The sequence below is a fragment of the Microbacter margulisiae genome (genome assembly GCF_014192515.1).
Classification (GTDB): Bacteria; Bacteroidota; Bacteroidia; order Bacteroidales; family Paludibacteraceae; genus Microbacter; species Microbacter margulisiae.
On sequence record NZ_JACHYB010000001.1, the window covers coordinates 160,094 to 182,622 of the forward strand.

23 protein-coding genes and 1 pseudogene are annotated in these 22,529 nt (G+C 35.7%); all 24 read right to left on the reverse strand.

Translation table 11 applies throughout. The features are described 5' to 3' along the window. Window positions 1-32 precede the first annotated feature (32 nt). The 24 genes and pseudogenes from FHX64_RS00695 to FHX64_RS00810 all read right to left on the reverse strand — a co-directional run bounded on the left by FHX64_RS00695 (window position 33) and on the right by FHX64_RS00810 (window position 22,467). Window positions 33-566: an acyltransferase gene (locus FHX64_RS00695; RefSeq protein WP_183411919.1), complete on the reverse strand. Its 534-nt coding sequence runs from the start codon at window positions 564-566 to the stop codon at window positions 33-35. Next, window positions 563-1,654 carry a glycosyltransferase gene (locus FHX64_RS00700; RefSeq protein ID WP_183411920.1) on the reverse strand — a complete coding sequence of 364 codons (1,092 nt, stop codon included), beginning with the start codon at window positions 1,652-1,654 and terminating at the stop codon, window positions 563-565. The genes FHX64_RS00695 and FHX64_RS00700 overlap by 4 nt, the downstream gene beginning before the upstream one ends. Next, on the reverse strand, window positions 1,654-2,406 hold the full coding sequence (locus FHX64_RS00705) for a glycosyltransferase family 32 protein (protein WP_183411921.1): 753 nt from the start codon (window positions 2,404-2,406) through the stop codon (window positions 1,654-1,656). The genes FHX64_RS00700 and FHX64_RS00705 overlap by 1 nt, the downstream gene beginning before the upstream one ends. A gap of 64 nt (window positions 2,407-2,470) precedes the next feature. Further along, window positions 2,471-3,541, reverse strand: coding sequence for an ATP-grasp domain-containing protein (locus FHX64_RS00710; protein WP_183411922.1), 1,071 nt, complete (start codon window positions 3,539-3,541; stop codon window positions 2,471-2,473). Beyond that, window positions 3,534-4,046, reverse strand: coding sequence for a serine O-acetyltransferase (locus FHX64_RS00715; RefSeq protein ID WP_246392249.1), 513 nt, complete (start codon window positions 4,044-4,046; stop codon window positions 3,534-3,536). The genes FHX64_RS00710 and FHX64_RS00715 overlap by 8 nt, the downstream gene beginning before the upstream one ends. Window positions 4,047-4,154: 108 nt before the next feature. Beyond that, window positions 4,155-5,489 carry a DUF362 domain-containing protein gene (locus FHX64_RS00720; RefSeq protein ID WP_183411924.1) on the reverse strand — a complete coding sequence of 445 codons (1,335 nt, stop codon included), beginning with the start codon at window positions 5,487-5,489 and terminating at the stop codon, window positions 4,155-4,157. Further along, window positions 5,486-6,619 carry a hypothetical protein gene (locus FHX64_RS00725; protein WP_183411925.1) on the reverse strand — a complete coding sequence of 378 codons (1,134 nt, stop codon included), beginning with the start codon at window positions 6,617-6,619 and terminating at the stop codon, window positions 5,486-5,488. The genes FHX64_RS00720 and FHX64_RS00725 overlap by 4 nt, the downstream gene beginning before the upstream one ends. Beyond that, on the reverse strand, window positions 6,616-7,572 hold the full coding sequence (locus FHX64_RS00730; protein ID WP_183411926.1) for a glycosyltransferase family A protein: 957 nt from the start codon (window positions 7,570-7,572) through the stop codon (window positions 6,616-6,618). Before FHX64_RS00730 ends, FHX64_RS00725 begins: the two co-directional genes overlap by 4 nt. A 9-nt stretch (window positions 7,573-7,581) precedes the next feature. Next, window positions 7,582-8,721, reverse strand: a complete 1,140-nt coding sequence (locus tag FHX64_RS00735) for a glycosyltransferase family protein (protein ID WP_183411927.1) — start codon at window positions 8,719-8,721, stop codon at window positions 7,582-7,584. Window positions 8,722-8,757: 36 nt separating this feature from the next. After that, window positions 8,758-10,026 carry an EpsG family protein gene (locus FHX64_RS00740; protein ID WP_183411928.1) on the reverse strand — a complete coding sequence of 423 codons (1,269 nt, stop codon included), beginning with the start codon at window positions 10,024-10,026 and terminating at the stop codon, window positions 8,758-8,760. 57 nt (window positions 10,027-10,083) lie between these two features. After that, window positions 10,084-10,935, reverse strand: coding sequence for a hypothetical protein (locus tag FHX64_RS00745; RefSeq protein WP_183411929.1), 852 nt, complete (start codon window positions 10,933-10,935; stop codon window positions 10,084-10,086). Window positions 10,936-11,024: 89 nt separating this feature from the next. Further along, a pseudogene (locus tag FHX64_RS00750) lies at window positions 11,025-12,073 on the reverse strand (IS630 family transposase). 142 nt (window positions 12,074-12,215) lie between these two features. Beyond that, window positions 12,216-13,151 (reverse strand): glycosyltransferase family 2 protein, encoded by a 936-nt coding sequence (locus FHX64_RS00755; protein ID WP_183411930.1) that lies wholly within the window; start codon window positions 13,149-13,151, stop codon window positions 12,216-12,218. 13 nt (window positions 13,152-13,164) lie between these two features. Next, complete coding sequence (locus FHX64_RS00760; RefSeq protein ID WP_246392251.1) at window positions 13,165-14,610, reverse strand: O-antigen translocase; 1,446 nt, start codon at window positions 14,608-14,610, stop codon at window positions 13,165-13,167. A gap of 136 nt (window positions 14,611-14,746) precedes the next feature. Further along, window positions 14,747-15,100 carry a four helix bundle protein gene (locus FHX64_RS00765; protein ID WP_183411932.1) on the reverse strand — a complete coding sequence of 118 codons (354 nt, stop codon included), beginning with the start codon at window positions 15,098-15,100 and terminating at the stop codon, window positions 14,747-14,749. Between the two features lie 81 nt (window positions 15,101-15,181). Next, on the reverse strand, window positions 15,182-16,354 hold the full coding sequence (locus FHX64_RS00770; protein WP_221202176.1) for a DegT/DnrJ/EryC1/StrS family aminotransferase: 1,173 nt from the start codon (window positions 16,352-16,354) through the stop codon (window positions 15,182-15,184). Between the two features lie 337 nt (window positions 16,355-16,691). Continuing rightward, the gene (locus FHX64_RS00775) at window positions 16,692-17,015 is read right to left on the reverse strand and encodes a hypothetical protein (protein ID WP_183411934.1); all 324 of its coding nucleotides are present in this window, start codon (window positions 17,013-17,015) and stop codon (window positions 16,692-16,694) included. Window positions 17,016-17,281: 266 nt separating this feature from the next. Then, entirely contained in the window at window positions 17,282-17,830 is a 549-nt protein-coding gene (locus FHX64_RS00780) for a GNAT family N-acetyltransferase (protein ID WP_183411935.1), read from the reverse strand. 5 nt (window positions 17,831-17,835) lie between these two features. Beyond that, complete coding sequence (locus tag FHX64_RS00785; protein ID WP_183411936.1) at window positions 17,836-18,525, reverse strand: SDR family NAD(P)-dependent oxidoreductase; 690 nt, start codon at window positions 18,523-18,525, stop codon at window positions 17,836-17,838. A 1-nt stretch (window position 18,526) separates the two neighbouring features. Beyond that, window positions 18,527-19,516, reverse strand: coding sequence for a 3-oxoacyl-ACP synthase III family protein (locus FHX64_RS00790; protein ID WP_183411937.1), 990 nt, complete (start codon window positions 19,514-19,516; stop codon window positions 18,527-18,529). Window positions 19,517-19,527: 11 nt separating this feature from the next. Beyond that, window positions 19,528-19,950 carry a sugar 3,4-ketoisomerase gene (locus FHX64_RS00795; protein WP_183411938.1) on the reverse strand — a complete coding sequence of 141 codons (423 nt, stop codon included), beginning with the start codon at window positions 19,948-19,950 and terminating at the stop codon, window positions 19,528-19,530. Between the two features lie 3 nt (window positions 19,951-19,953). Continuing rightward, window positions 19,954-20,388, reverse strand: coding sequence for a sugar 3,4-ketoisomerase (locus FHX64_RS00800; protein WP_246392253.1), 435 nt, complete (start codon window positions 20,386-20,388; stop codon window positions 19,954-19,956). Then, window positions 20,366-20,767 (reverse strand): sugar 3,4-ketoisomerase, encoded by a 402-nt coding sequence (locus FHX64_RS00805; protein ID WP_183411939.1) that lies wholly within the window; start codon window positions 20,765-20,767, stop codon window positions 20,366-20,368. The genes FHX64_RS00800 and FHX64_RS00805 overlap by 23 nt, the downstream gene beginning before the upstream one ends. A 1,487-nt stretch (window positions 20,768-22,254) precedes the next feature. After that, window positions 22,255-22,467, reverse strand: coding sequence for a hypothetical protein (locus FHX64_RS00810; protein WP_183411940.1), 213 nt, complete (start codon window positions 22,465-22,467; stop codon window positions 22,255-22,257). Between the last annotated feature and the right edge of the window lie 62 nt (window positions 22,468-22,529).

Sequence of the window (22,529 nt, forward strand, 5' to 3'; positions counted from 1 at the left end):
GTTGGCGGTGGTGTTAAGAAGGAGGAGTTTTGTCATTTTTTATCAATTTGTAATCCCTGATTTATTCTTGATTTTTGTTTTTCAGCATACTCTTCAATACTACCGAGAATCTGAACTGGATTGCCCGCAATTACTGAATTTGAAGGAACTCTACCTCTTACAACAGATCCAGCTCCAATTATAACATTATCTCCTATTGTAGTACCGGGAAGGAGAATAGTATTCATACCGATGAACACATTATCTCCAACAACTATATTCCTCAACATTCCAACATCTGTTTGAGGTTTCTCTCCGATGGCAATAAGTGCCGTTGTAAGACTATAATCGTGTGTTAGGAAATGAACATTCATTGAAGCTACAAAACGATCACCAATAGTAATTCGATCAAAATCATCAAATCTCACACTTTTTGCTATAAATCGTGGTATTCCGGTAAAATTAATACCGGCTGATTGTAGTAGTTTATGATAGTACTTCATATACCAACGGCTATCAATATAAACCAAAAAGCCAACTAATGATTTTAAAAAATAGAATTTTACTCGCGAAATTTTTCGTTTCATGACAATAGAAAATTTAAATACTCATCTCCGATTTTATTCATTTCGTAATTAAATGCTTTGTTTTTTGCGATTCCACTAAATTGTTCTATCATAGTTTCATTGTTCATTAACTCAATTAACTTTTCACAAAAAGTGTTAGTATCGCCTAGATCGACTAAGAATCCATTCTTACCATTATCGATCAAATCAGCAGGACCCGCAATACAATTAAATGCGATAGCGGGTAGACCGGAAGCCATTGCTTCCAATATAGCATTAGGGAATCCTTCAGAATATGATGTGAATGCGAAGATTTTTGCCTGTGCATACATTTCATGAATTTCTGATTTGTTGCCTAAAAAAACAACATCATCTATCATCCCTAATGCAAAAGCTTGTTTTTCAAGCAATTTTCTTACTGGTCCATCACCTACAATGCACAATTTCCATTGATGATTATTAGTTTTAGAAAAAGCATCAATTAAAATATCTATTCGCTTACTATGAATTAGTCGCCCAACAGTTATAACAATATTTTTCCTTTCTGTAATTTTACCTTCTGAATTAAATTTTGAGAGATCTATTGGGTTTGGTATTACCCTGATATTTTTATGTCCAATTTCTTTCTCTATAAATTTTTTGGCATAGGTTGTTTGTGCTATTATTCCCTTTGCTTTGGGATAGAAGATTTTTCGAAGGTTGTTTTGTACAAGCCCCCAATCTTTATCAGGCTTACTTCTGTCAGAAACAAAAATATTCAAACCCAATCCAAATGCTGCAATTAGTGTAAAAGTGTTATATGTTTCACCAAAACTCAATACTGCATAGGGTTTTGTTCTTTTTAAACTATTTCTCAAATAAAGCAGCGATTTTAATGTATATAAAAATTTATTATTATTATAAAATTCCGGTCTTATCTCTTTTACATTTTTATTTAATTTATAAAAGTTCTCTTTATTGGAAAGATTTATAAGATAACATTTCAAATAATCTTTCCCTGATAAATAATTCACCAACTCGCTCATCACCCTTTCCATGCCTCCTGCATGCAAAGATGGAATAACGCAACAAATCGTTTTTTTTGAATCGGTAAGGGATTTGACGTTCATTATATTCGAATATGAGAGACTAACCGTCTGACAAAATCATTTAATTGGACATATGCTTTTGTCCCGATGATGGGAACAAGAATCTTCGTCCTTAACAACTCCAATATTTTTGCAAAAACAGAATCCCATGATTTATTCATGTGATGAATCATGCAGGAATTTTCTGTAAGATGTAATTTTCCTGATACAAAACTTTTTACCTGAAAATAATCATCTGGATAAATAATCAGGCCAAGCTCTTCATTGGTATTGTGGTTTATCTTATAATGGCTTCTCAAAAGGTTATTCATCACAACATTATTGATCGTCATATCCAATTTTCCGGTAGCCTTTATAAACGACTTATTTTGATAAATGCTTAAACATTCATTTATGTATGGATGTTGAGGGGTCGCTGCCATAAATGACGTGATGATACCTCCAAATTCATCTGATCCTAAAACCAGTTGGTAGCTATTCAATAAATGATCAAAAGATCTGAGCATCATAACATCCGTATCTAAATAGATCCCCCCGTATTGGTAAAGCGCTTCCAGTCTTGCAAAATCAGCTACAAACGCCCATTTTTTCTGTTCATAGGCTTCTTTCGTGAATTGATAACGACTGACATCAAAGTTAGACTCATTCCAGCATATAAATTGATATTCAGGCTTAAGAAATTGCCAGGATGTGAGGCATTGCTGAATATTGTCGGGCATTTCATGCTCGCCAAACCAACAATAGTGTAGAATTTTTGGAATGGACGTTGTCATTGTGGATTTACATTATGTCGTAAAGAGAATATTTTTCTGATAGTTTATGGGCGGATGCACATGTTTATTCGTTCAAGAGGAATGTGTTGTTTGTTTTTTGTAAATTATATTGTAAATTTTCCTTAACTGCAAATGACAAATCCTCTACCATCCATCCATATGGATTGAACTTTCCTTCATGCCATGCCATATCGGACGTCCAATAGCCGGTACATGGATCATATCCTTCTATTGAAAATCCATAACTGATTTCTACAATCAATGGGTCATGATTAACATCAAAAACAAAATCGTAAGCAATGCTTTGGCTTTGAAGTCTGTTATTCACTTCAAACGCGATAGAAACACAACGTTCATCAAACTCCTGTTTATCGTATAGAATCATGCCGCTTCCTGATGCCCTGAAATCATTTTTCCGAACCATTCGCTTTATGGCAAAAGCCTTATTCCCAATCACAATCACTCGTATATCAAAGGCATTGTTCGGAATAAAATCTTGAAAATAAACGTAACCGCGTTCTTTCCCATGTATTTTAGAATACTGAGTTGGAATAAAGCATCTGGCGATCCGTTTGGTTAGGTCAAACGCCGGGAGTTTCCCCTGTTGGTATTTTTGATAAGTGTCATGCAAAGAGACAAGGCTTGTATGTTTGAAACCTCTTCCGAAAGCTTGCTTGACTATCCGTTTTGCTTTTTGCTTGTTTTGAATCAGTTGTACATTGACAGATCCTGCTCCGCCTCGTAGCTTAAATACCTTAGGAAACTGCGTGCGTTCAATCCACTCGTATGCTGCTTGCTCATTATAAAAAACGTAGGAGGGAACTAATGGGGCATCAATGCTTTCCAATAAATATTTTTGCCCTACTTTATCATCAAAATGCCACATCGTATTGAAATCAGGAAAAACAATTTTACCTGATTGTTGTAAAGAATAAAGGAGTTGCCTGGCAAAGAGCGAATCCTTAGCTGAAGCATGATAAAAATGCCACATAAGGGCATCACAATCTTGTAATTGTTCGATGATGTCATTTCGGTAACAGTCAACAATTTTATAATCAATCTGTTTTGCCTGGCAATAGGCAACCCAACGATCACTAAAAGAATTGTTTGTCTTATGAATCGCTATTCTACTCATCTCCTATATGTTTTATGATGCTTGAAATATCGATGGCTTTAATTCGTTTGGCAGGAACTCCTCCAATTAAACTATTTTCCTCCGGAAATGATTTATTGACAGCAGAGTTAGCCGCCATGGCAATATTATTCCCAATCACAATGTCCCCATATATTTTTACTCCCGGACCAATATACACATTGTCTCCTAACCGGGGAGCTTTGTCAGAGCCCCCTGATGCTCCAATGCAGGTAGAAGGATGAATCCTACAGTTAGCTCCGACTTTTGCATTCGCGTTTACTACAATAGTGCCATAATGCACAATCGCTAGTCCGGGGCCAAACACATTCAGTGGTATCGAAAATCCCAATTTCAACGATAATTTTTGAAAATGATACTGTAAGAATACATATTGTATTTTCCCCAAAATTCCTGATTTGCAATTTTTAGTATATTCCGTTTTTCGTAAAAGCCGTTGAAATTTCCAGATGTAGTCAGGAAAGAAGATGCCTTTTATGTTATTCATAAGAGACTCTCTTTTTCTGTTGAGCGCTTTCCGATCCGAAGCAATATAATATTGAAAATCTTTTTTTGATGTTATCATCGAGACATAATATGGTGAGAATTATACCTTTTAATTAGCATTTAAATAATCATCCCACCCCGGAGCTGCTGTGGTATGGATACTGTATGGTTCTAAATCTTGCAACGTATTAATTTTTTTGTGATCTAAGGTAATCAAGACATTATGTATATCAGTCAATTTCAATGCTGTATGTATTAAAGGAATTTTATCAGGATGAAATCCCATGAGAGTTGTCATGCATAAATCATTGAGTGCTGAGTCATTTGTAAAACTGACGAAACCGAAAGGGAACGGGTCAGGATGAAGGGGGCCATTTCCTTGCCCGCCGATAATCCCATCGCAAAGGCTGTATAACTGCCTTTGCGGTTTATTGGACAAGCTTCCATCTGCTTTCCCATAAATGGCAATTTTATTTAAGTCCATAACCATACGCCAGGTAGTGTCGTTGCCATACCATGCAGCTCCAAGATTATGTGTGTTTTTGGGAAATGACATCTTCCATAATAAATATGATAATCTATGCAATAGAAGATAATAAGTAGTTCCTTGCTTTTTATTGGCCAAATCAATGAATATTTCGCTAATCCTTCTCAGGATATTAGATCCCGGATAGCAGTCTCCTCCCTGTTTTGTGCCTCCGACACGGTGATGCGGCAAATAATCTTTATCCCCGTTCAATCCGACAATGTTTTTCAATGCACCGGTCATGCCCGTTTTTTGGTGTGTTTTTATTTTGGGCATGGAGATTACAATATCGGCATCAAATAGTGCCCTGGTGATGCAATATTTATGAACTCCTTTTCTTTGATTTTTAGCTAATTGTTGATAGTCATAATCATTTACCCTGAAATTTCCACCTGAATTCGAGATTGGCTCTAAAAAACTGTTGCTCCCGATATCAAGAATTACATATTCCGAAATAGGATTACGTTCTGATACAGGTATGTTAGATGCAGGGTTAAATGTCCGGCGCCTGAAATCTTTGATGCCAACGGGTATCCCTGCCTTTTCGCTTAACTGTTCTATTTGTGCTATAAATGAAGGTGAAATGGCTTTTTCCCAAAGACATCCTTGTATCGGAGCGTCGCCAATGGTAACTGAAATCGGTTTTTGCGGCAGGATGACTTCCAATGCAGCAATTACCCATTGATCGTTTGTACGCAGGCATAGCTCATCCGTTTCTTTAGAGGAATGTTTTACCCAATTGGGTTTTAATAAAATTTTTTTGCCGGTAACCGATTCTAAAAAATCATGACCCAAAAGCTCTGTGATCATCGCGGTTAACTTTGCTCTGTCGTCATAGATTTTTCCAAGAGAATCAATGTTCCTGTCATTTATATCCTGAAAGCAACGGATAATATGTAAGAATTTTTCTTGGTTCATACTTTGGTATTTGATGCGATAACTGAGCCCAGTTGATCGGAAGTCATAAATTCTACATCCGGGTAAAAATGAAGAATGGTTTTAAGCAAGTTGGCAAACAACTTCAGGTTCCGGTCTCTGTTGGTAGGGTCGATATTTCCGATAAAGTTTAACCGGTGGGTGCTGATAATAGCTGGTTTCCCCCATCTGAATGCGATTTTGATCCGGTTCATGCAATCATTAACCCAGTCAAATGCTATATTCTCAGAGGGTTCAAAAAAACAGTTTCTGACTAGATAGATTTGTTCCAGCCGGTTCTTTTGTCCTGTATAATGATAATTGTGGGTATATACATTGCCATGATTTAATGTGGGAATAGTTTGCACGGCCATTCCCTGAATAAAGTCAACTCCACATTTCTGAAGTTTGATTTCCAGTTCTTTACTCCATATATAGCAAGAAGCAATAAATGATTTTGAAGGGTAGCCAAAAAGGGATTCAAAGAGCTGTAACCCGTCGGTTAATATGGTGTTCAACAATATGGATTCCACTTCTGTATCGTAATCAAATGAATCCATATAGGCATTTTTATTGTTGGGCGTAATCAAAGAGCTTAGACTTATGGTCTTGTGTTCAAAAGCTAACCGGGCAGCCGGAATATTTTGTTGTAAATCCCTCATCCATCTGGCGACATTCAAATGCTCCCGTGCATGAAACTGAGGGTGAAATATTTGCTGTTCTATCCCTTCTTTCCATAACGCAAACGCATGGGTATGATGAGGATATTGAGTCAATGTTTTTATGAATGGTTCATAAAAATATTCAGAAAACCCTGATGCGGCTATTTTCTCAAAATCCGGATTGGCCACCACTGTATTGGCCGTAATGACAGGATGTTGTTCCCTTTGATTTTTTATGGAAGTCAGTGTATCAAACAAAGCGGATAAATCCTCTTCACTGGCTAAAGAATCATATCTCTCGTATGAGAGTTGATCCACGTTGTATCCATCTTGTAATAGTTTGTCATACACCTTTTTCGATGGCATCCGGATGCTTCCCCAATCATCGCTTTCAATCACTACAATCTTTCGATTTGTGTGCCATCCAGGAATGTTCGGCATGCTACGCCTTAAAGATTTTAATACCTTCATCCTAAATAAAATTGATGGTCACAATATTTCATTTTGAAATAAAACATACAAGCGGGGAAAAAGGATATGATATATAAAACTTTGAATTTTTTCGAACGAATGATCTTCCATTGACTATGAATGGACTCTTTTACAATAAATCCGGCTATAATGTATTTTATAATAAACTTGATAAAATATAATGGATTATAAAAAAAATAATCTATGTTTTCGTCGACAAAATACATGTTATTTACCATGTCATTAATATAATGTCGAGTTTCTTTTCTTCCCCTTAATATACTATTGGAACCATCCATATAATAAATTCTTCCAATATTATTGATAATTCTAGTTTTGTATGTCCTTCCAATGGCAGACCATAAAATAAATTCGCTAATAAATCGTAAATATTCCTGTTTCCAATTATATTTGCTTATATTTATGCATTGTTTTAATTTTGATACATTTGTAGAATCAACTAACTCTCTGTGACAATTATGTTTTAAAACTAATTCGTGCCATGTTCCATCCAGATGATCTATTTGTTGAGGTAATAAAAAATCACCATAGCCGACTAACTGTCCGGATTCATACATTGAAAACATTTTAACTTGAGCGATTTGATCTTCTAACCCCTTCATTTCAATATTCTTCCATGCCATTTCAAATGTCTCCATTGCCGTACTCGTAAACATATCATCACTATCAATCATTTCAATATATTTTGATTCGATACATTCAAGAGCAAGCTGTAAGGCTGTATGCTTTCCTCCATTTTCTTTATAAATATATTGAATAGAAATGACATTTTCTTCAATCCATTTTTGAACAAGTTCTTGGGTGTTATCTGTTGATCCATCATCTATGATTAACCAACTGAAGTTTTTATATGTTTGGGCCTTGATGGATTCATACAGTCTGGGTAATGTTGTTATCCTATTAAAAGTTGGTGTAAATATGGTATGTCTCATATCTTTCGATTATTCACAAAGAGACAGAAATGCTTTTGTTACATTTTCGATATTATATTGGGCAATATTCTCAACATTGTATTGGTGGGTATAATTCCTTTCAAAAAACTCATCAATTAATTTAGTATTGAGGTTATTCGCATCAATTGATAAAATAGGGCGCATTGACAATGCATAATCAATTAATTTACTTGGCATTTGTACTGATGTCCCATTTTCAAGATTTAGTAAAAAATCTACTTTACTCATTTGGTAGATTAATTCTTCTCTTTTGATGTAGTCGTGAATTTCTATTTTTTGTCTTAATGCTGAAGAAATATGATCGAAATAATTGCTTCCTCCACATTTTGTGTAAACAATAAATTTGAAGTTATATTGTTGATTTTCTATATATTGTAGAAATGGAGCGGGTTCTCGTTTATTTGCAAGAAATCCTCCTGCATAAATAAAAGTTATTACATCATTTTGTATTGGCTTTTCGTATATTTTTATTTTTGCAAAATCTACTCCCTGAGGTATTATGACTAATTTTTCCCAAAATTCAGGAAAGTATCCTGTTTTTGCTGTAGCCATTGGTATAGAAATATAATCTGCTTTACGAAAACTCCATTTTTCAATATATTTAAAGTAAAAAGGATGGCTGATTGTTTCGGTTTGCGAACCCATAAAGGGATCTCCACAGTCTGCTACCCATTTATTACAGAGTAATGGTTTCGTTTTTTGATTTATTACACATGCACACCCCCAGTGAATTGGGTGTGGTACTGCCACGGATATTAACAAATCGTATTGCTTTCCGATTTCTTGTTTTAGTGCTTTTCTTACTTTTATGAAATATTGTATACTTGGATACAGAAATAAATAATCGAGTATTCTATTGACTATATTCAATAGTAAACGAATGAATGGGACAGATGATCGTGAAAACTTCGTGTTACAAGAGCTATAACTTTTTAAGCTTAGATTGTCTGATTTTTGGATTGCCTGATTTTTAGATTTATTTTCAGTTGCAGAATATAACACAACAGAATGTCCTTGTTTTATCAATTCTGTTGTTAATTCTATCGTACGCATTGTGCGAGGAGAAGTTGTGTCATAGATATTTGCACTTAGAATCAATATTTTTTTCTTATTTGACGTGTTTTGCATATAATGTATTTATAGAATTTATATGTAATGCTTTCGTTATACCCATTGTTTGATGAGTGTCATAAAGGGAGTGGCATCATTCGTCATAAAAGCGGTGACAGGATTTCCAATCAAAGTATTGGGCCCCCAGAATAGCATCCCCGCCCATATTTGAAAAATGATGGCAAAAATTAAAAAGGGCATACTGAATTGTATTGTTCTTCGAATCAGAGAAATCTCCCGACTGCTTACATGAATGAAAAGCACTAAAAAAGCATACATAAACATGTTGGCTACGGATACAAACCGTCCCCCTGAGGGAATCAACGCCAGTATTTGGGCAATGCCGTAGCTGTAAAGAGAATAATTGAACAGCTGTTTTAATCGTAAATGATTATTCAATACATCTTTTCCTTTCAACCAAATTGCAATCACCATGATATAAATAAAATAGTGTGCAATATTATTGGCTAAAATGACATGAAAAGCTAAATTTTGATCGGCAACTGTTTGATTTTGGATATAATCAGAATTTGTATAGCTTTCTATCCTGGGTGCTAAAAAAGCAGGCATATGGTTCGTGGCAAAGTTAGTAATAGCCCCAATATTAATTTCTTTGATAAACGAGGTAAGCAGAAAAAATACAAAATAAAAGGTACTCCATTTTTTAGGCAAGAATTGAAAGCTGAACAAGATTACAACCGGAATAAAAAAAGAAAAATGAAACAAAACCGAAGCCACACTCCAATACAATTTCTTCGGATTACCATCCAGTAAATATGGCAAGGCTCCATACACGAATATCTGTAACGCTGTCCACATCCGGACTCCATTAATATTCCATATAGGGCATACCAATGCATATAAGATCATGATGGGAACCAGATAGAGACGAATATTTCCTTTTATTTTATCAAACACATACCACAAAGTACGTGAATAGAAGAATCCGAATACAAGAGCATAACTCAAAAAGAGAAATTGCGGATTCCCGGTGAAGCGGGATACTATAAACGTCATCAGAGATTGATAGATATCCAATGTTTTCCCTTCATCGGAATACAATCCTTTCATTACCTCCGATATAGAGGTAATATTGGCCTGATGCAATTTAACCAATGATTCCGCGTAGCGAGCGCTGTCTGCGCTATTGGGTCCGGTTGCCACAATAAAAGTTAGACCAAAAAAAATACAAAACCACCAAAACAAATTCTTAGCATACGGATAACGAAACTCACGTATGCTGATCAACAACCCTCCGAATGGCCATAATAATGACAAGAAAATACGCTGTTTTATTATCGTTTTGTATAAGTTATGATTCATGCCATTAGTTAAATGGTTAATGCACTTGTGAATTATTGAGTCATTATGACGAGCTCTTTATTGCGATTCTAAAACTGAATATGAAATATGGTAATGTTTCATTAGTTCGTTAAAAATAAGATCGTTTTTCCCTTGCCCTATGTTTTCATCCATCAATCTTTTGTTATCTCTAATAATGATTGGGGGAAAGAATCGTGAAAACTCTCCAGAAATACTTATTACTGGGGTTTGGTTTAATAAACTCATAACTTTCAGCCAGAGGTCGTCTGCCCGTATAGCCCTTTTTTGTATCTCTTCTTGATTAAAAGCTTGTTTATTTAGGGAGTTTGCAGGGAATAACGTACCTCCAACTCCAATTGTAAGGTATTTAAAAGAAGGTAATGTATTATGCCTGACATATTTCCATTCATTATAAGGAGCTATGTGCTTATTGATAATCGTTATCTCTCTGGTTATGCTGCAACAGATAGCAAGTGGGTATTGTAGATGTGTTTTAATCAGCATATGTAATAGATTTGGAGGATAAATCATATCATCATCAATCGTAATTATATTCGCTTTGGGGTATTCCTGCATAGCATAGAAATATTTTTTATGAGGCATCAAATTTCCAGAACAAAAGCGGATTTCTAATCCTCTTTTCTGTAATTTTAATAATTTTTTCGGTAAAACAGAGCTATCACTAAACTCTTCATTGCTTAGCCATAAAATGATAGCGTCCGGTTTTTTGCTTTGATGAATAATAGATTCTATCGTTATCCATACTTTATTGATACGAGGTGGAAATGTGGTTAAACTTACAATATATCCGTTTTGCAATGCATCCAATCTTTTGTTTACTGCTAGTTTATAAAATGGAGATGTTAGTTTATAGAATAATCTGCAGTAATAATTAATAGCTCTTGTCATTATTCTTGTATAAAAGATGTCTATTGATGTGTTTTTTATACAGATGAAATATAGGCTAAAAAAAAAATTCATATTGAACTAGTGTTATGTTAGTACAGAATTGACGGATAAATTCTTTTGAGTTTTATCTGAGCTTCTTCATTTGTAAATTGCCAGTTAATCTTAATATTTTTATTGCTTCGATGTTCTTGCCACGCCTGAACTTCTTTTTTACTTTCTCTTCCGTTTCAATATAACGATTTAAGTATTGTTCGTTCAGCACATGTGATTCTATTTCCGCCATATTTAGCCAACTTTCATGCTTGGGTCCATATATAAATTCAAATCTATCTCATATCCGCTTGGCTTCTGATGGCTCATGGCTCAAATGCTTCATAAAATGAGGAAGCATCACGTGTCTTGAAATTATCCATCACAAGTTTTATCTTTTTTGCTTGTGGATACATTTCATCTGCTATTCGTTTGACAAATTTTGCCCAATCCGTTTTCCTCTTAAAGGTTCATTTGCCATAAATATGTTGACCATCCCATGCCTTATGTACTCGTAATCAACTCTGGCCTCTTGACTAGGCGTCATTGCTGCTCTCGCTATTTGTTCTATCAGTTTTGAGTGATTCATCCATGCAAACTACCGGATATTCTCCTTCGTACGGTAATTTATAAACATCCAAACATGTTCCATATTGCAAACAAATTCACTACTCGCTTCTGGTGGAATCACCCAGCCTTTTACTTTCCAAAGCTAAAGTTCGTCTTTTTAAAACCTCTCTCACCGTTACACATGAAATATAATCTACATATTCCAATTCAACCATTTTGTCTGACAACAAACGTAAAGACCATCTTGAAAAGCCTTCCGGCGGCTCGCTACAACAAAGTGCCACTAATTTCGCTTCTAAATCACCATCTGCTTTTTCTTGTATACCTGGCTTGAGGCTCGTCGTTCTAATGCTTCTTCAAAGCCCTCTTTTATAAATCTCTTTTTTACCCTGTCTATTGTCCTTGATCCTACCTTGAGTATCTTACAAATCTCTTCATTGGTAATCTTTGCGTTGTCCGAAAACTCTCCCTTGTCGCAGTTTAATAAAATATAGGCTGCCCTAAAGGATTGAGAACTATGACTCCCTTTATTTATTATTTTTTTTAATTTTTCAACTTGTTTGGCTGAGTTTGATTGTGTATAATATCATATGGTGGTTTTTGCTGCAAAGAAAATAAATATATTACGCCGTATCAAATCTAACATAACACTAGCATATCTAATGCTATATAGTTTGAGTTTATTTTGTTATATAAGATAATTTGTTAAATATTGCAGATGGGCTAAATTTATTTCTAAAACGTAAAATTATTCCTGGAATAATTCCCTTATTTCCAAGTAGAATGATCAATTTTGAAAAAATATTATTCCATATAATTTCTAATTTATTTATTAATGTGCATTCCTTATAAAGATAATTCCACATAAACTTATTTACTGTTAGTTGGAATTGATTGATTAATATTTGTGATGATTTCATGTAGGATACTCCGTCTTGATGTTTTCTGTATTTTACTGTAGGAGATGGTAGGTAGTGTATTTTATGTCCTGATTTTAACACTTTAAACCACATAGGAGCATCTTCTAACAATGGAAATGTGAGATTATATCCCCCTAATTCACGAAATAATACATTTTTCACAAATATACCTACTGTAGAAATGATACGTGGTTTATTTAGATTATTAGAGAATAAAACTAATTGCTCTTGTGCCGTTTTTGATTTTGTGTAAAATTGGGTATTCCCAGTTTTTCGTTCATATAAAATAGATAAATCATCATTGTAAATGTCTACTATAGAATCAAAGATTACTATGGCTGGATTAGTTTGTATGAACTTTATTGCTTGCATTATGCCACTGGAATATAGTATGTCATCTCCTGCAATAAATTTTAGCCATTCTCCTGTTGCTTCAAATAACCCTCGGTTGCAATTTGCCGGAATTCCGGTGTTTCTATCAGAAGTAATCAGTTTTGTTCTAACAAACCTTCCCTTATTTAAATTCAACCAATTCCTGCAACTTTCAACTGTTTCGTCCGTAGAGCAATCATCGCTCACTATTAACTCAATGTTTTGATAGGTTTGGGCTTTAGTACTTTCCAGCGTTTCTACTACATATTTTGCCGAATTATAGGTAATGACAATAATGGAAACCAAAGGATTTTCCTGATTCATAGTGTAGTTGTTACTATTTATGTAAAATTTGGCTCAGCATATTTTTTAAATCCAGCCGTTTATCCAGCTCTTTATATGAATACCAGCCAGACAAAATAATTAAAATACTGCCTACTCCATAAGCATAATGTGTTGGCAGCAATTTAACAACGATAAAACAACCGGAGACAAATAAAAATTGGATAATGAAAATACGAATAAAATCTCTATTAAACGAAAAAGAATACTTTATATGGCTTAATACGTGTACTTGGATTAAATAGATAATATATCCTACCATAAAAGATATTCCTAATCCGGTTAGTCCGTCTAAATTATATCCGATAATATTGAAACCAAATACATATAAGTTGGCAAATAACTCGTTAAAAAAGAACAACTTGGATGCTCCCTTAGCCAATAGAATGAATCCAATGGCCCAACTCGATGCTTTGAACAGCATGCCATATGCTGCCCACAAAATCATGTCGTTAATAGGGGTAAACTTATGGGAATAGAGCAATACAACTACCCAGTGAATAAAAACCAGAAAGATGAGGATGATAGGAGCCAAAATCAAAATAGCTATCTCAGCTTGTTGATTGATGGCTTCTGTACACAACGCATTACTATGGGCTAAAGCCGATAATCGGGGATAGTAATCCATACTCATTGCTGTAAAAATTAATCCTACATAGGTATTGATCATGGCGAATCCTGCATTGTATAATCCTACCTGATCTACTCCGCCAGTCCTGCTTAAATAGACCCGGAAAAGATAAGCGGTTCCGCTTGTGATTAATCCGTTTAAACTGAGCATAAAGCCCATTTTCAACATATCTTTACCTTCCGCTACAGTACGGGCTTTAGATACATAAACAGGTTCGATTTTGATTTTATGGGCATAATACCATGTCAATAATAACGATGTAACCGATGCAATAATAATACCCGGAACAATCCCTTTTAGGCCAAAGAAATAGTATAGGGGGATGGTAGTAAATAGTCCCAGAATGCTACCAATCAGACTGGCTTTAGCCATCTCTTTTACTTTTCGCATTCCACGTAGCACTACATTTTGGCCGGAACTGATTTGACCTAATAGTAAGGTGATGGAAATCCAGATAAAAGCAAAGGTGTAGTTTTTATTACCAAAAGCAAACTGGCTAAGTAATGGAGAAAAGCATAAGGTGATGACAGTGCCTAATAATCCTGTAATCCATATCCATCGACGAAATACTTTGACTACTGTTGCCACTCGTTGGGCATTTCCCGTTCCATATGCGGCCGCAACATCTTTGATGGCGCTTGTTCCTAACCCAAAATCAGCGATACCGGCGATTAGTCCGATTGTGCCGTTTAACAGACCTGCGATTCCCATTCCCACAGGGCCTAAAAGAACGGCTATAAATTTGGTGCGGATTATTGTGATAATGATGCCGACAACTTGCACTCCTCCAAACAGGGAGGTTGCTTTCATGATTTGTCGGTAGGAGGACTGAGAATCGGTCATTAATCGATGAGATGATTTGTGGATTAGTAGATTCGTGGATTTGTAGATTGGTAGATTTAATTTGCTCATCCTCTCATTAACTAATTAACTAATTAACTAATTGTTAATTAGTTAATTTTCGTTTCGTAGCAGCTATAATTGCATTTAATAATTTCTTGATACTTCCTATTTGGTCAATTAATTTCTGTGAAGAAGGATAAGTTTTTGATTTTAAACAAAGTTGAAGCCAATATTCAGTTTCTTCAGCCTCTTTGGCAGCAATTTTAAGCTTATGAACAAAATCCATGATACTTTCCGCATTCTGAGCTTCTTTTCCATTTGCTTCGATGGACGTCCCCGATTTCAGCAGTTGATGAGATAATACATATTTCTTATTATTCTCCAGCTCCTCACAATAATGAATGATATCAAGAGCAAATTCAAAACTCAACTCCAACACTTCATTCCTTTTCTCCATATTCAATCCTCAAATTATCACATCCTCACATTCTCAAATTATCACATCCTCAAATCCTCACATTAGCTAATTAGCTAATTCTCATCTTCTCCAATCATTCAAAATTTCCACCACTCTTTCTATTTCGGAAGTATTCATCACCTGACTTATCGGTAAGCTAAGCACCTCATTGTGTATTTGTTCGGTGATAGGAAATGAAAGAGTATTCCATTCTTTATACGCTAATTGCTTATGCGGAGGGATCGGATAATGGATAAGGGTTTGCACTCCATTTTCTGTTAAGTATTGTTGCAATGCATCTCTGCGGGGTGACAGAATGGGGAAGATATGAAATACGTGAGCATTCCAATCTGTGACAACAGGAAGTTTGATATCCGGATGTTTTATATTCTCTAAGTAATAATGAGCCACGTTGCGTCTTTTCTCATTATCTTCGTCTAAATAGTTCAATTTTACGCGAAGAATTGCTGCTTGAATTTCGTCTAAACGGCTATTGAGCCCTTGATAATTATTTACATATTTCTTTTCGCTGCCATAATTAGCTAAAGCACGCACTACACGAGCCAACTCACCGTTATTCGTAGTGACTGCTCCGGCATCTCCCATTGCACCAAGGTTTTTACCCGGATAGAAACTGTGTCCTGCTGCATCACCCAATGAACCTGTCTTTCTAGGTTCTTGATTCCTGGTTCTTGGTTCTGTATATACACATCCATGTGCCTGCGCGTTATCTTCGATGAGCTTCAAATTGTACTTTTTGCAAATCTCTCCGATTTTTTCAGTGTAGGCACATTGTCCATAGAGATGAACGATCATGATTCCTTTTGTTTTCGGAGTAATTGCTACTTCAATTTTCGTGTCGTTAATCTCCAATGTCTCAATGGAAGGTTCCACTAAAACAGGGACTAATTTGTTGTCTGTAATAGCAAGGATGGATGCGATATAGGTATTTGCCGGCACAATGATTTCGTCGCCTTCGTGCATGATTCCCATTTCTTTGTATGCACGGAGTATTAAACGTAAAGCATCTAATCCATTGGCTACTCCCACACAATAAGTGGTGCCAATATAACCGGCATACTCCTTTTCAAACGTTTTTACTTCATTCCCAAGAAGATACCAACCACTGGCGAGTACTCGGTCAATCGAGTGTTCAATATCAACTGAATATTTATCATTTATTCTTTTTAGAGATAAAAATTCAATTTCCCTATGTTCATTGATCAAATAATTAAATGTTTCAACCGGAGTCATCGCCAATTCGGAATTTGCAAGAAATTGCTTATCGGAAGTTATTATTTTTGCATTACAGGCTTTAGCGGAGAGCTCTATCAAGTAATCTTCTATATCTATAATAGCTAACTTATGATTCAAGTCAACATAAGAAGGCGTTTTAATTATTCTCAACCGAGCTTCAATTTCTAAATAGTCAGCCTCATATTGAGGGTAATTGCGCATAACTACATAGCGCAAATTATGTAATTGGCTTGATGAAATAGCTGCATATCCTTTGTCTAACAAAAAATACAATAAATTAAGTTGCAGTCCGAAATTTGACGAACGGCGAGCTATCAGATCAAGTACAAAATTATTATCGAGTATAAATAGCATTTCTTCTTGGTATGGTAATTAATACACTCATCAATTCATCCATTGAATTGACTGGATTTATATTAAGTTTCTCAAAATAAATAGACTGATAGGATTCCAAAGACTCTGAAACGATATTTCTTTCCTGTTTTTCAAGGTATCGTTCCATAATCATGGCTCCCCGTAATGCTTTATAGTCCATATTTATAAAGTCTTTATCTGTTACGCTTATATCCACCTGTAATTCATTCTTTGGTATATCGCCGTAGCCTGGTAGCTCAATTAAATACCAATCATCATGTTGGTGTATGACTGTAGTCTTCATACGTTTATTTTTGTTTTATACTAATGTTAAGGATGTATGGAACTCGCCAAAGCAATATCTACTTAAGCATGAATTGTTTGATGGCTTGTTTCATTTGTTTTACCATTTATAGATTGTCAAAGGGAAACTATTCATTATGAATTTCCATTCCAAAAACACTTCTGGTTCGCAGCGTTTCTTATTATTTTTTTACTGTTAATCTGTATATTAAAAAACAACCTTCTCTTATTAGCTCTGCAATATATTGGGCGTTGATTTGTTGAAGGTCAAGAAATTTTGTCATAAGATTCTATCATTGTGTTAATTTTCTCTCTTATCGATAAATAATCCTCTGGAAAATAATGTCCCAAAAGATCTATTTCTGTTTCTCCAATCATTTTTACTCCAAATTTTTTATGGAACTCAATAACTTTAATATTTTGCTTTCTGATATCCATATGGCAACGCTTAAACCCTAGTGTAAAAAATGCAAAATCATAAATTAGTAAAGCGCATTCTAAAGCAGCATATCTCGTTTTATTCTCATTTAAGATCCAACTTCCCCAACTAAATGACTCTCTATCACCTATAAAATCATATATTCTAACGGTTCCAATAGGTAGAGAGTCTGAATTTCGGCAAATTATAAAATAAAACTCTTGTTCTAGTGCTTCTCTTTTTTTATAGTCTGCCAACCAACGCTCTTGTTCTGATAAATTATCATCAACTCTTGATAAATACTTGCTATAATTATTATTTATCCGTAAGGATAGTATAAATTCCGCATCAGATTGTTCGACCAAACGCAAAAAAATTGTTTTACTTTTTAGTTCCATATGTTTCAGATTAGAGCACCATTAATATCAATAGCTGTGCCATTGACATATTCGGTTTGAATTAAATACTTTGCTGTATTATATACTTCCTCTGGGTTACAAAACCTACCGGCAGGTATTTGCGCTTTCATCTTTTCTTGATACGTAATAGGTACATCATTCACTCCCATCCCTAAATTTACATAACCTAAATTAATCGCATTTATTGTAATACCTTTCGATGCGTTTTCAGCAGCTAATGATTTAGTTAAACCTAATAATCCTGCTTTGGAAGCTGCGTACGCACTAACACCTGGTGTTGGTAAAATGGCAATAACCGAAGAAAAATTGATAATCCGGCCATAGCCTTGCTCTCGCATTAAAGGAAGAAGTGCATGGATCATATTAAAACTCCCTTTTAGATTCACATCTATAACACGTTCCCATTTTTCAATATCAGCCTTATGCGCAAATGAAGTGTATGAGATGCCAGCACAATTCAACAAGATAATTTTGGATAAAGACTCCTTAATGGAATCTATCATTGTCTCCACAGCTTTACTATCTGAAACATCCACTTTAAAGTAATCTTGTTTATCCTCTTCAAAACCTTTAATTGTGGAATTGTAAGTCCCGATTACATTTTCTCCATCTAGTTTAAACCGGGTAAACAAATATCTTCCTATTCCTTTAGATGCACCAGTTATAATTATCATATTATGCCCATTTTATGATGGATGCTCCATATGTCCAACCACTACCTACAGCTGCAAACAACACAATATTCCCTTTTTTTAGCTTCCCTGATTTATTTACTTCATCCAACAGAATGGGAATAGTTGCTCCAGATGTATTGGCATATTTATCCATATTGGTCATTACTTTCTCAAAAGGCAACCCAATAATTTCTGCCGTTTTTTGAAGTATACGAATGCTTGGCTGATGCGGAATCATAATATCTATATCATCAATTGTTAGCCCGGTATCCCGCAATACCTGATTAATGGCTTTAGGTAAGGCAATAGTGGCTGATGCAAAAACTGCTTTCCCATTCATTTGAAAATATTGTTCATCCATGTTGTCTGGAGTCAAGGGAATTTCCGACCCTCCTCCGGGAATGGTAAAGCCCAACATTTCATTGCTTGTATCGGTATATAATCGATAGGCCAGAAAACCTTCTGTTACATTGGCCGATGTCACTACGGCCGCGCCTGCTCCATCTCCGAAAAAAATAGCATCCCTGCGCCTCCAATCTGTAATTTTGGAGAAGGTATCAGCTCCAACGACCAAAACGTTATTATATACTCCTGAAGCAATATATTGACTGGCAACTGACATCCCAAACAAAAACCCGCTACAAACTGCTGTTAAATCAAATGCGGCTGCATTAAAAGCATTTAATTTATGTTGCACAAAAGCAGCTGTTGATGGGGCTTTCCGATCCGAAGTTGAAGTAGCAACTATGATTAAATCAATATCCTCACTTTTTAACCCTGCATCCTCAATCGCCCGCTGACCGGCTATGGTTGCCAAATCACTCGTCGCCTGTTCCGGTGATGCAATATGCCTTTCTTTTATACCTACATTGTCATAAACCCATTGTGCAGTTGTAGGTAGTATCGTTTCCAAATACTCATTCGTGTAAATAGTTTCCGGAACATATGACCCGGTACCTAATATCTTTACGTTGCGAACTAATTGTTTCATAATGTCATATTTTATAAAATCATATAGTTTTTATATCTTATAAATTCATCATATTCTCTGATATAATCCTCTGCATCATACGCATGTGACGCTAACACTAAACAGACAGAGCCGGATGAAAATCCTTGCTCTGATGACCAAATACCCGGTGGAACATGTAGTCCGTAGAAAGGTCGGTTTAGTAGGATGGTACGTTTGTTTTTGCCATCATCCAAAACCACTTCAAAGCTGCCGCTTGCGGCTACTAAGAATTGATGGCATTGTTTATGGGCATGAGCGCCTCGGGCTTCACCTCCGGGAATATCATACGTGTAGAATACCCTTTTTATATCGAATGGAAGATTGATAGTACCATGCACCGGAGTAATATTGCCCGCACGATTTTCTATCCTGGGTAGTTCAATAATCGAACAATCATATACGGTTTCTGTCATGACTTATTTGTGTTTTAGAAACTCTTCATAGTCATAAATATAATCTTCTGCATTGTAAGTTGTTGAAGCAACAATCAAAGCCAATGCATTCGTAGAAAAATTTTCCATTTGTCGCCACAATCCTTTAGGAACATACAAGCCGTAATAAGAACGATTTAATGAGAATATCTTACGCTCTTTTCCATCATCAAGAATAACATCAAAACTACCGCTGGCAGCAATAACAAGCTGACTAAGTTCTTTATGTGCGTGTGCACCTCTTGACTCTCCACCAGGAATGTCATACAAATAATAAACCCGTTTTGTCCCAAATGGAATTGTAATATTATTTTCTACTACTGTAATATTGCCCTTTTCATGATGATGCTTATCAAGTTCTATGATCGTGCAATCATATACAGAAGAAAACCTACTATTATTTGTTTCTGAATTCATCATAATCATAGATATAATCATCTTTAGAATAGGGTATGGATGCTAAAATTAAAGCCAACGAGTTAGTGGAAAAATTTTCCATTTGCCGCCATAAACCATTGGGAACATATAAACCGTAATAAGAGCGGTTTAACGAGAATGTTTTTCGTTCTTTCCCATCATCAAGAATAACATCAAAACTGCCGGAAAGAGCTACAATAAATTCCTGATTTTCTTTATAGGCATGCCCGCCCCGGACTTCTCCTCCTGGGACATCATAAATCCAGTAAGTGCGCTCAATCTTAAAAGGAATCTCTTTCCACTCTTCTATCACGGATAGATTTCCCCGTCGATCAAGAATCTTGGGAAGGTCTGTTATTTTAGCATCTGCAATAGTTGTCATGTTTGAAAAATAGATAAGTGAAAAATGAAATGATTTTCTTGTTATCCCTCTATACCAGGTTCAATGCTATTTTGGTCTAATTTGTAGCGCCCAGTGTTGCCGTAAGGTTTGTGGCAAGTGCCGAAGTTTCAATTCCACTTTGATCTGATTTTGAGTCACAAGAATTTATAGCATCTGTCACAAATATACACTGATTTGCGAATTATTATAAATATAATGTTGATGTATTGCCTTAAATAGGAGTAATCATGTGGAGCAAACAGTGATTGATAATCTTTTCTTTATTACTTTTCGACGACAAGGTTCGTCACTCCCATGCTGGAGCAACGAACATCAACCAACCCACTATCAACGAGTATGTTAAAAATGTCTTTTCCGCGTTCGTGTATCCCTACACTATCCAATGATTTTGAATTTATTCCGCAAAATTGTGTCAAACACCGCTTACAAGCATAATGCCGAATGCAAAGATAAAGTCTTTTTGCCCGTATTTTGTTGCAAAGCTGTTAAACTATTCATTGCTTAGTTTGGTTTTTCATTAAGCAACGTTGCATCTATCATGACAAAGATACAAATAAATCTTTATTTTACTTTTAGATGTAGTATGCATTCAATACTTCTGATTTACTTTGATTTGGTAGTGGCATATGTGTAGAAAAAAATATATTGTTATAGCGCAAATCGTATAATTTTTCGCGTTACCCCTATGGATGAAGTCATGGCAAGAGAAAACAGATGTAAGAAACGCTATTCTGGTAGATCCAAAATAAGCATACCATAGCAGAGAACCCTTGATCGGAAGAATGGAAGAGTAGGGGCGATAGCATTTTGACCTTTTTGCTTTTCCTTCTGGGCAATCCAGGCAAGAGAATGTGTAGAATACGTAGCCATCAGCAAACCATAAAAACTCAAAAACGTTCGATGGCTACCCCCACAACAATCAAAGGTTGTTCGATAGTCTGCCCCTACATGTTCGGTTAAGGTTCGATAAAAACAGGAAATGGCTCGAGCATACTTCGATAAAAAAGCGGTGTGGCTTCAACTGACCATTAATGATTGTTCGATGTTTGTTCGATATTCTTCGATGCTTGTTCGATGAAACACCGACAACTTACTGACGGGACATTAACGTTACTTCAAGCTACCTTCAAGGTTCCTTCGGGGCAACCTCAATGCAACAACGATAGCTATTTGAGTGAGGCAAGTGAGTGGAAGAGGCCGAAGGTAAAGAAGCGGAGGAACTCTGAAGGTCCAATTATCAATATCTACAGATCCTGCCCCTGTAATACATCTCTTCGTTAACCCAAATATTCCACGGTGTTGCTATGTAACGGGATAGGGGAAGATGTCGGATGCCAGATGCAAATGACAGAAAAGAAGCTATCCAGAAACTTTTATCCGGGAAACGGGATGGGGTTGCGCTGTTGATTGACATCCATAGAATTCCTGATGACCGATTTTTAATTTCTGCTTCATATATCTTTAAATCAATCCTTCTTGTCATCAGCAGGCGTTTCATCTCCCAAAATGTTGCTGTCGGCTATGATGGGTGGCTCAATGACGGGGTGTTCATTGGGATTGATCTCTTCCAGATCGGGCGTGTCCACTGTGATAGTACCTTTCAACTCAGCATCCCGTGCAATGTTTTCATCAAAGTTGAATGATGAATCTGTTTCCGAAAATTTCTTTTCTGTTTTCATAGGAGTATATTTTAGAAGGTTGAATTTATTCGGTTAGCATCGCAATCCAAAAGTGTGAGCAA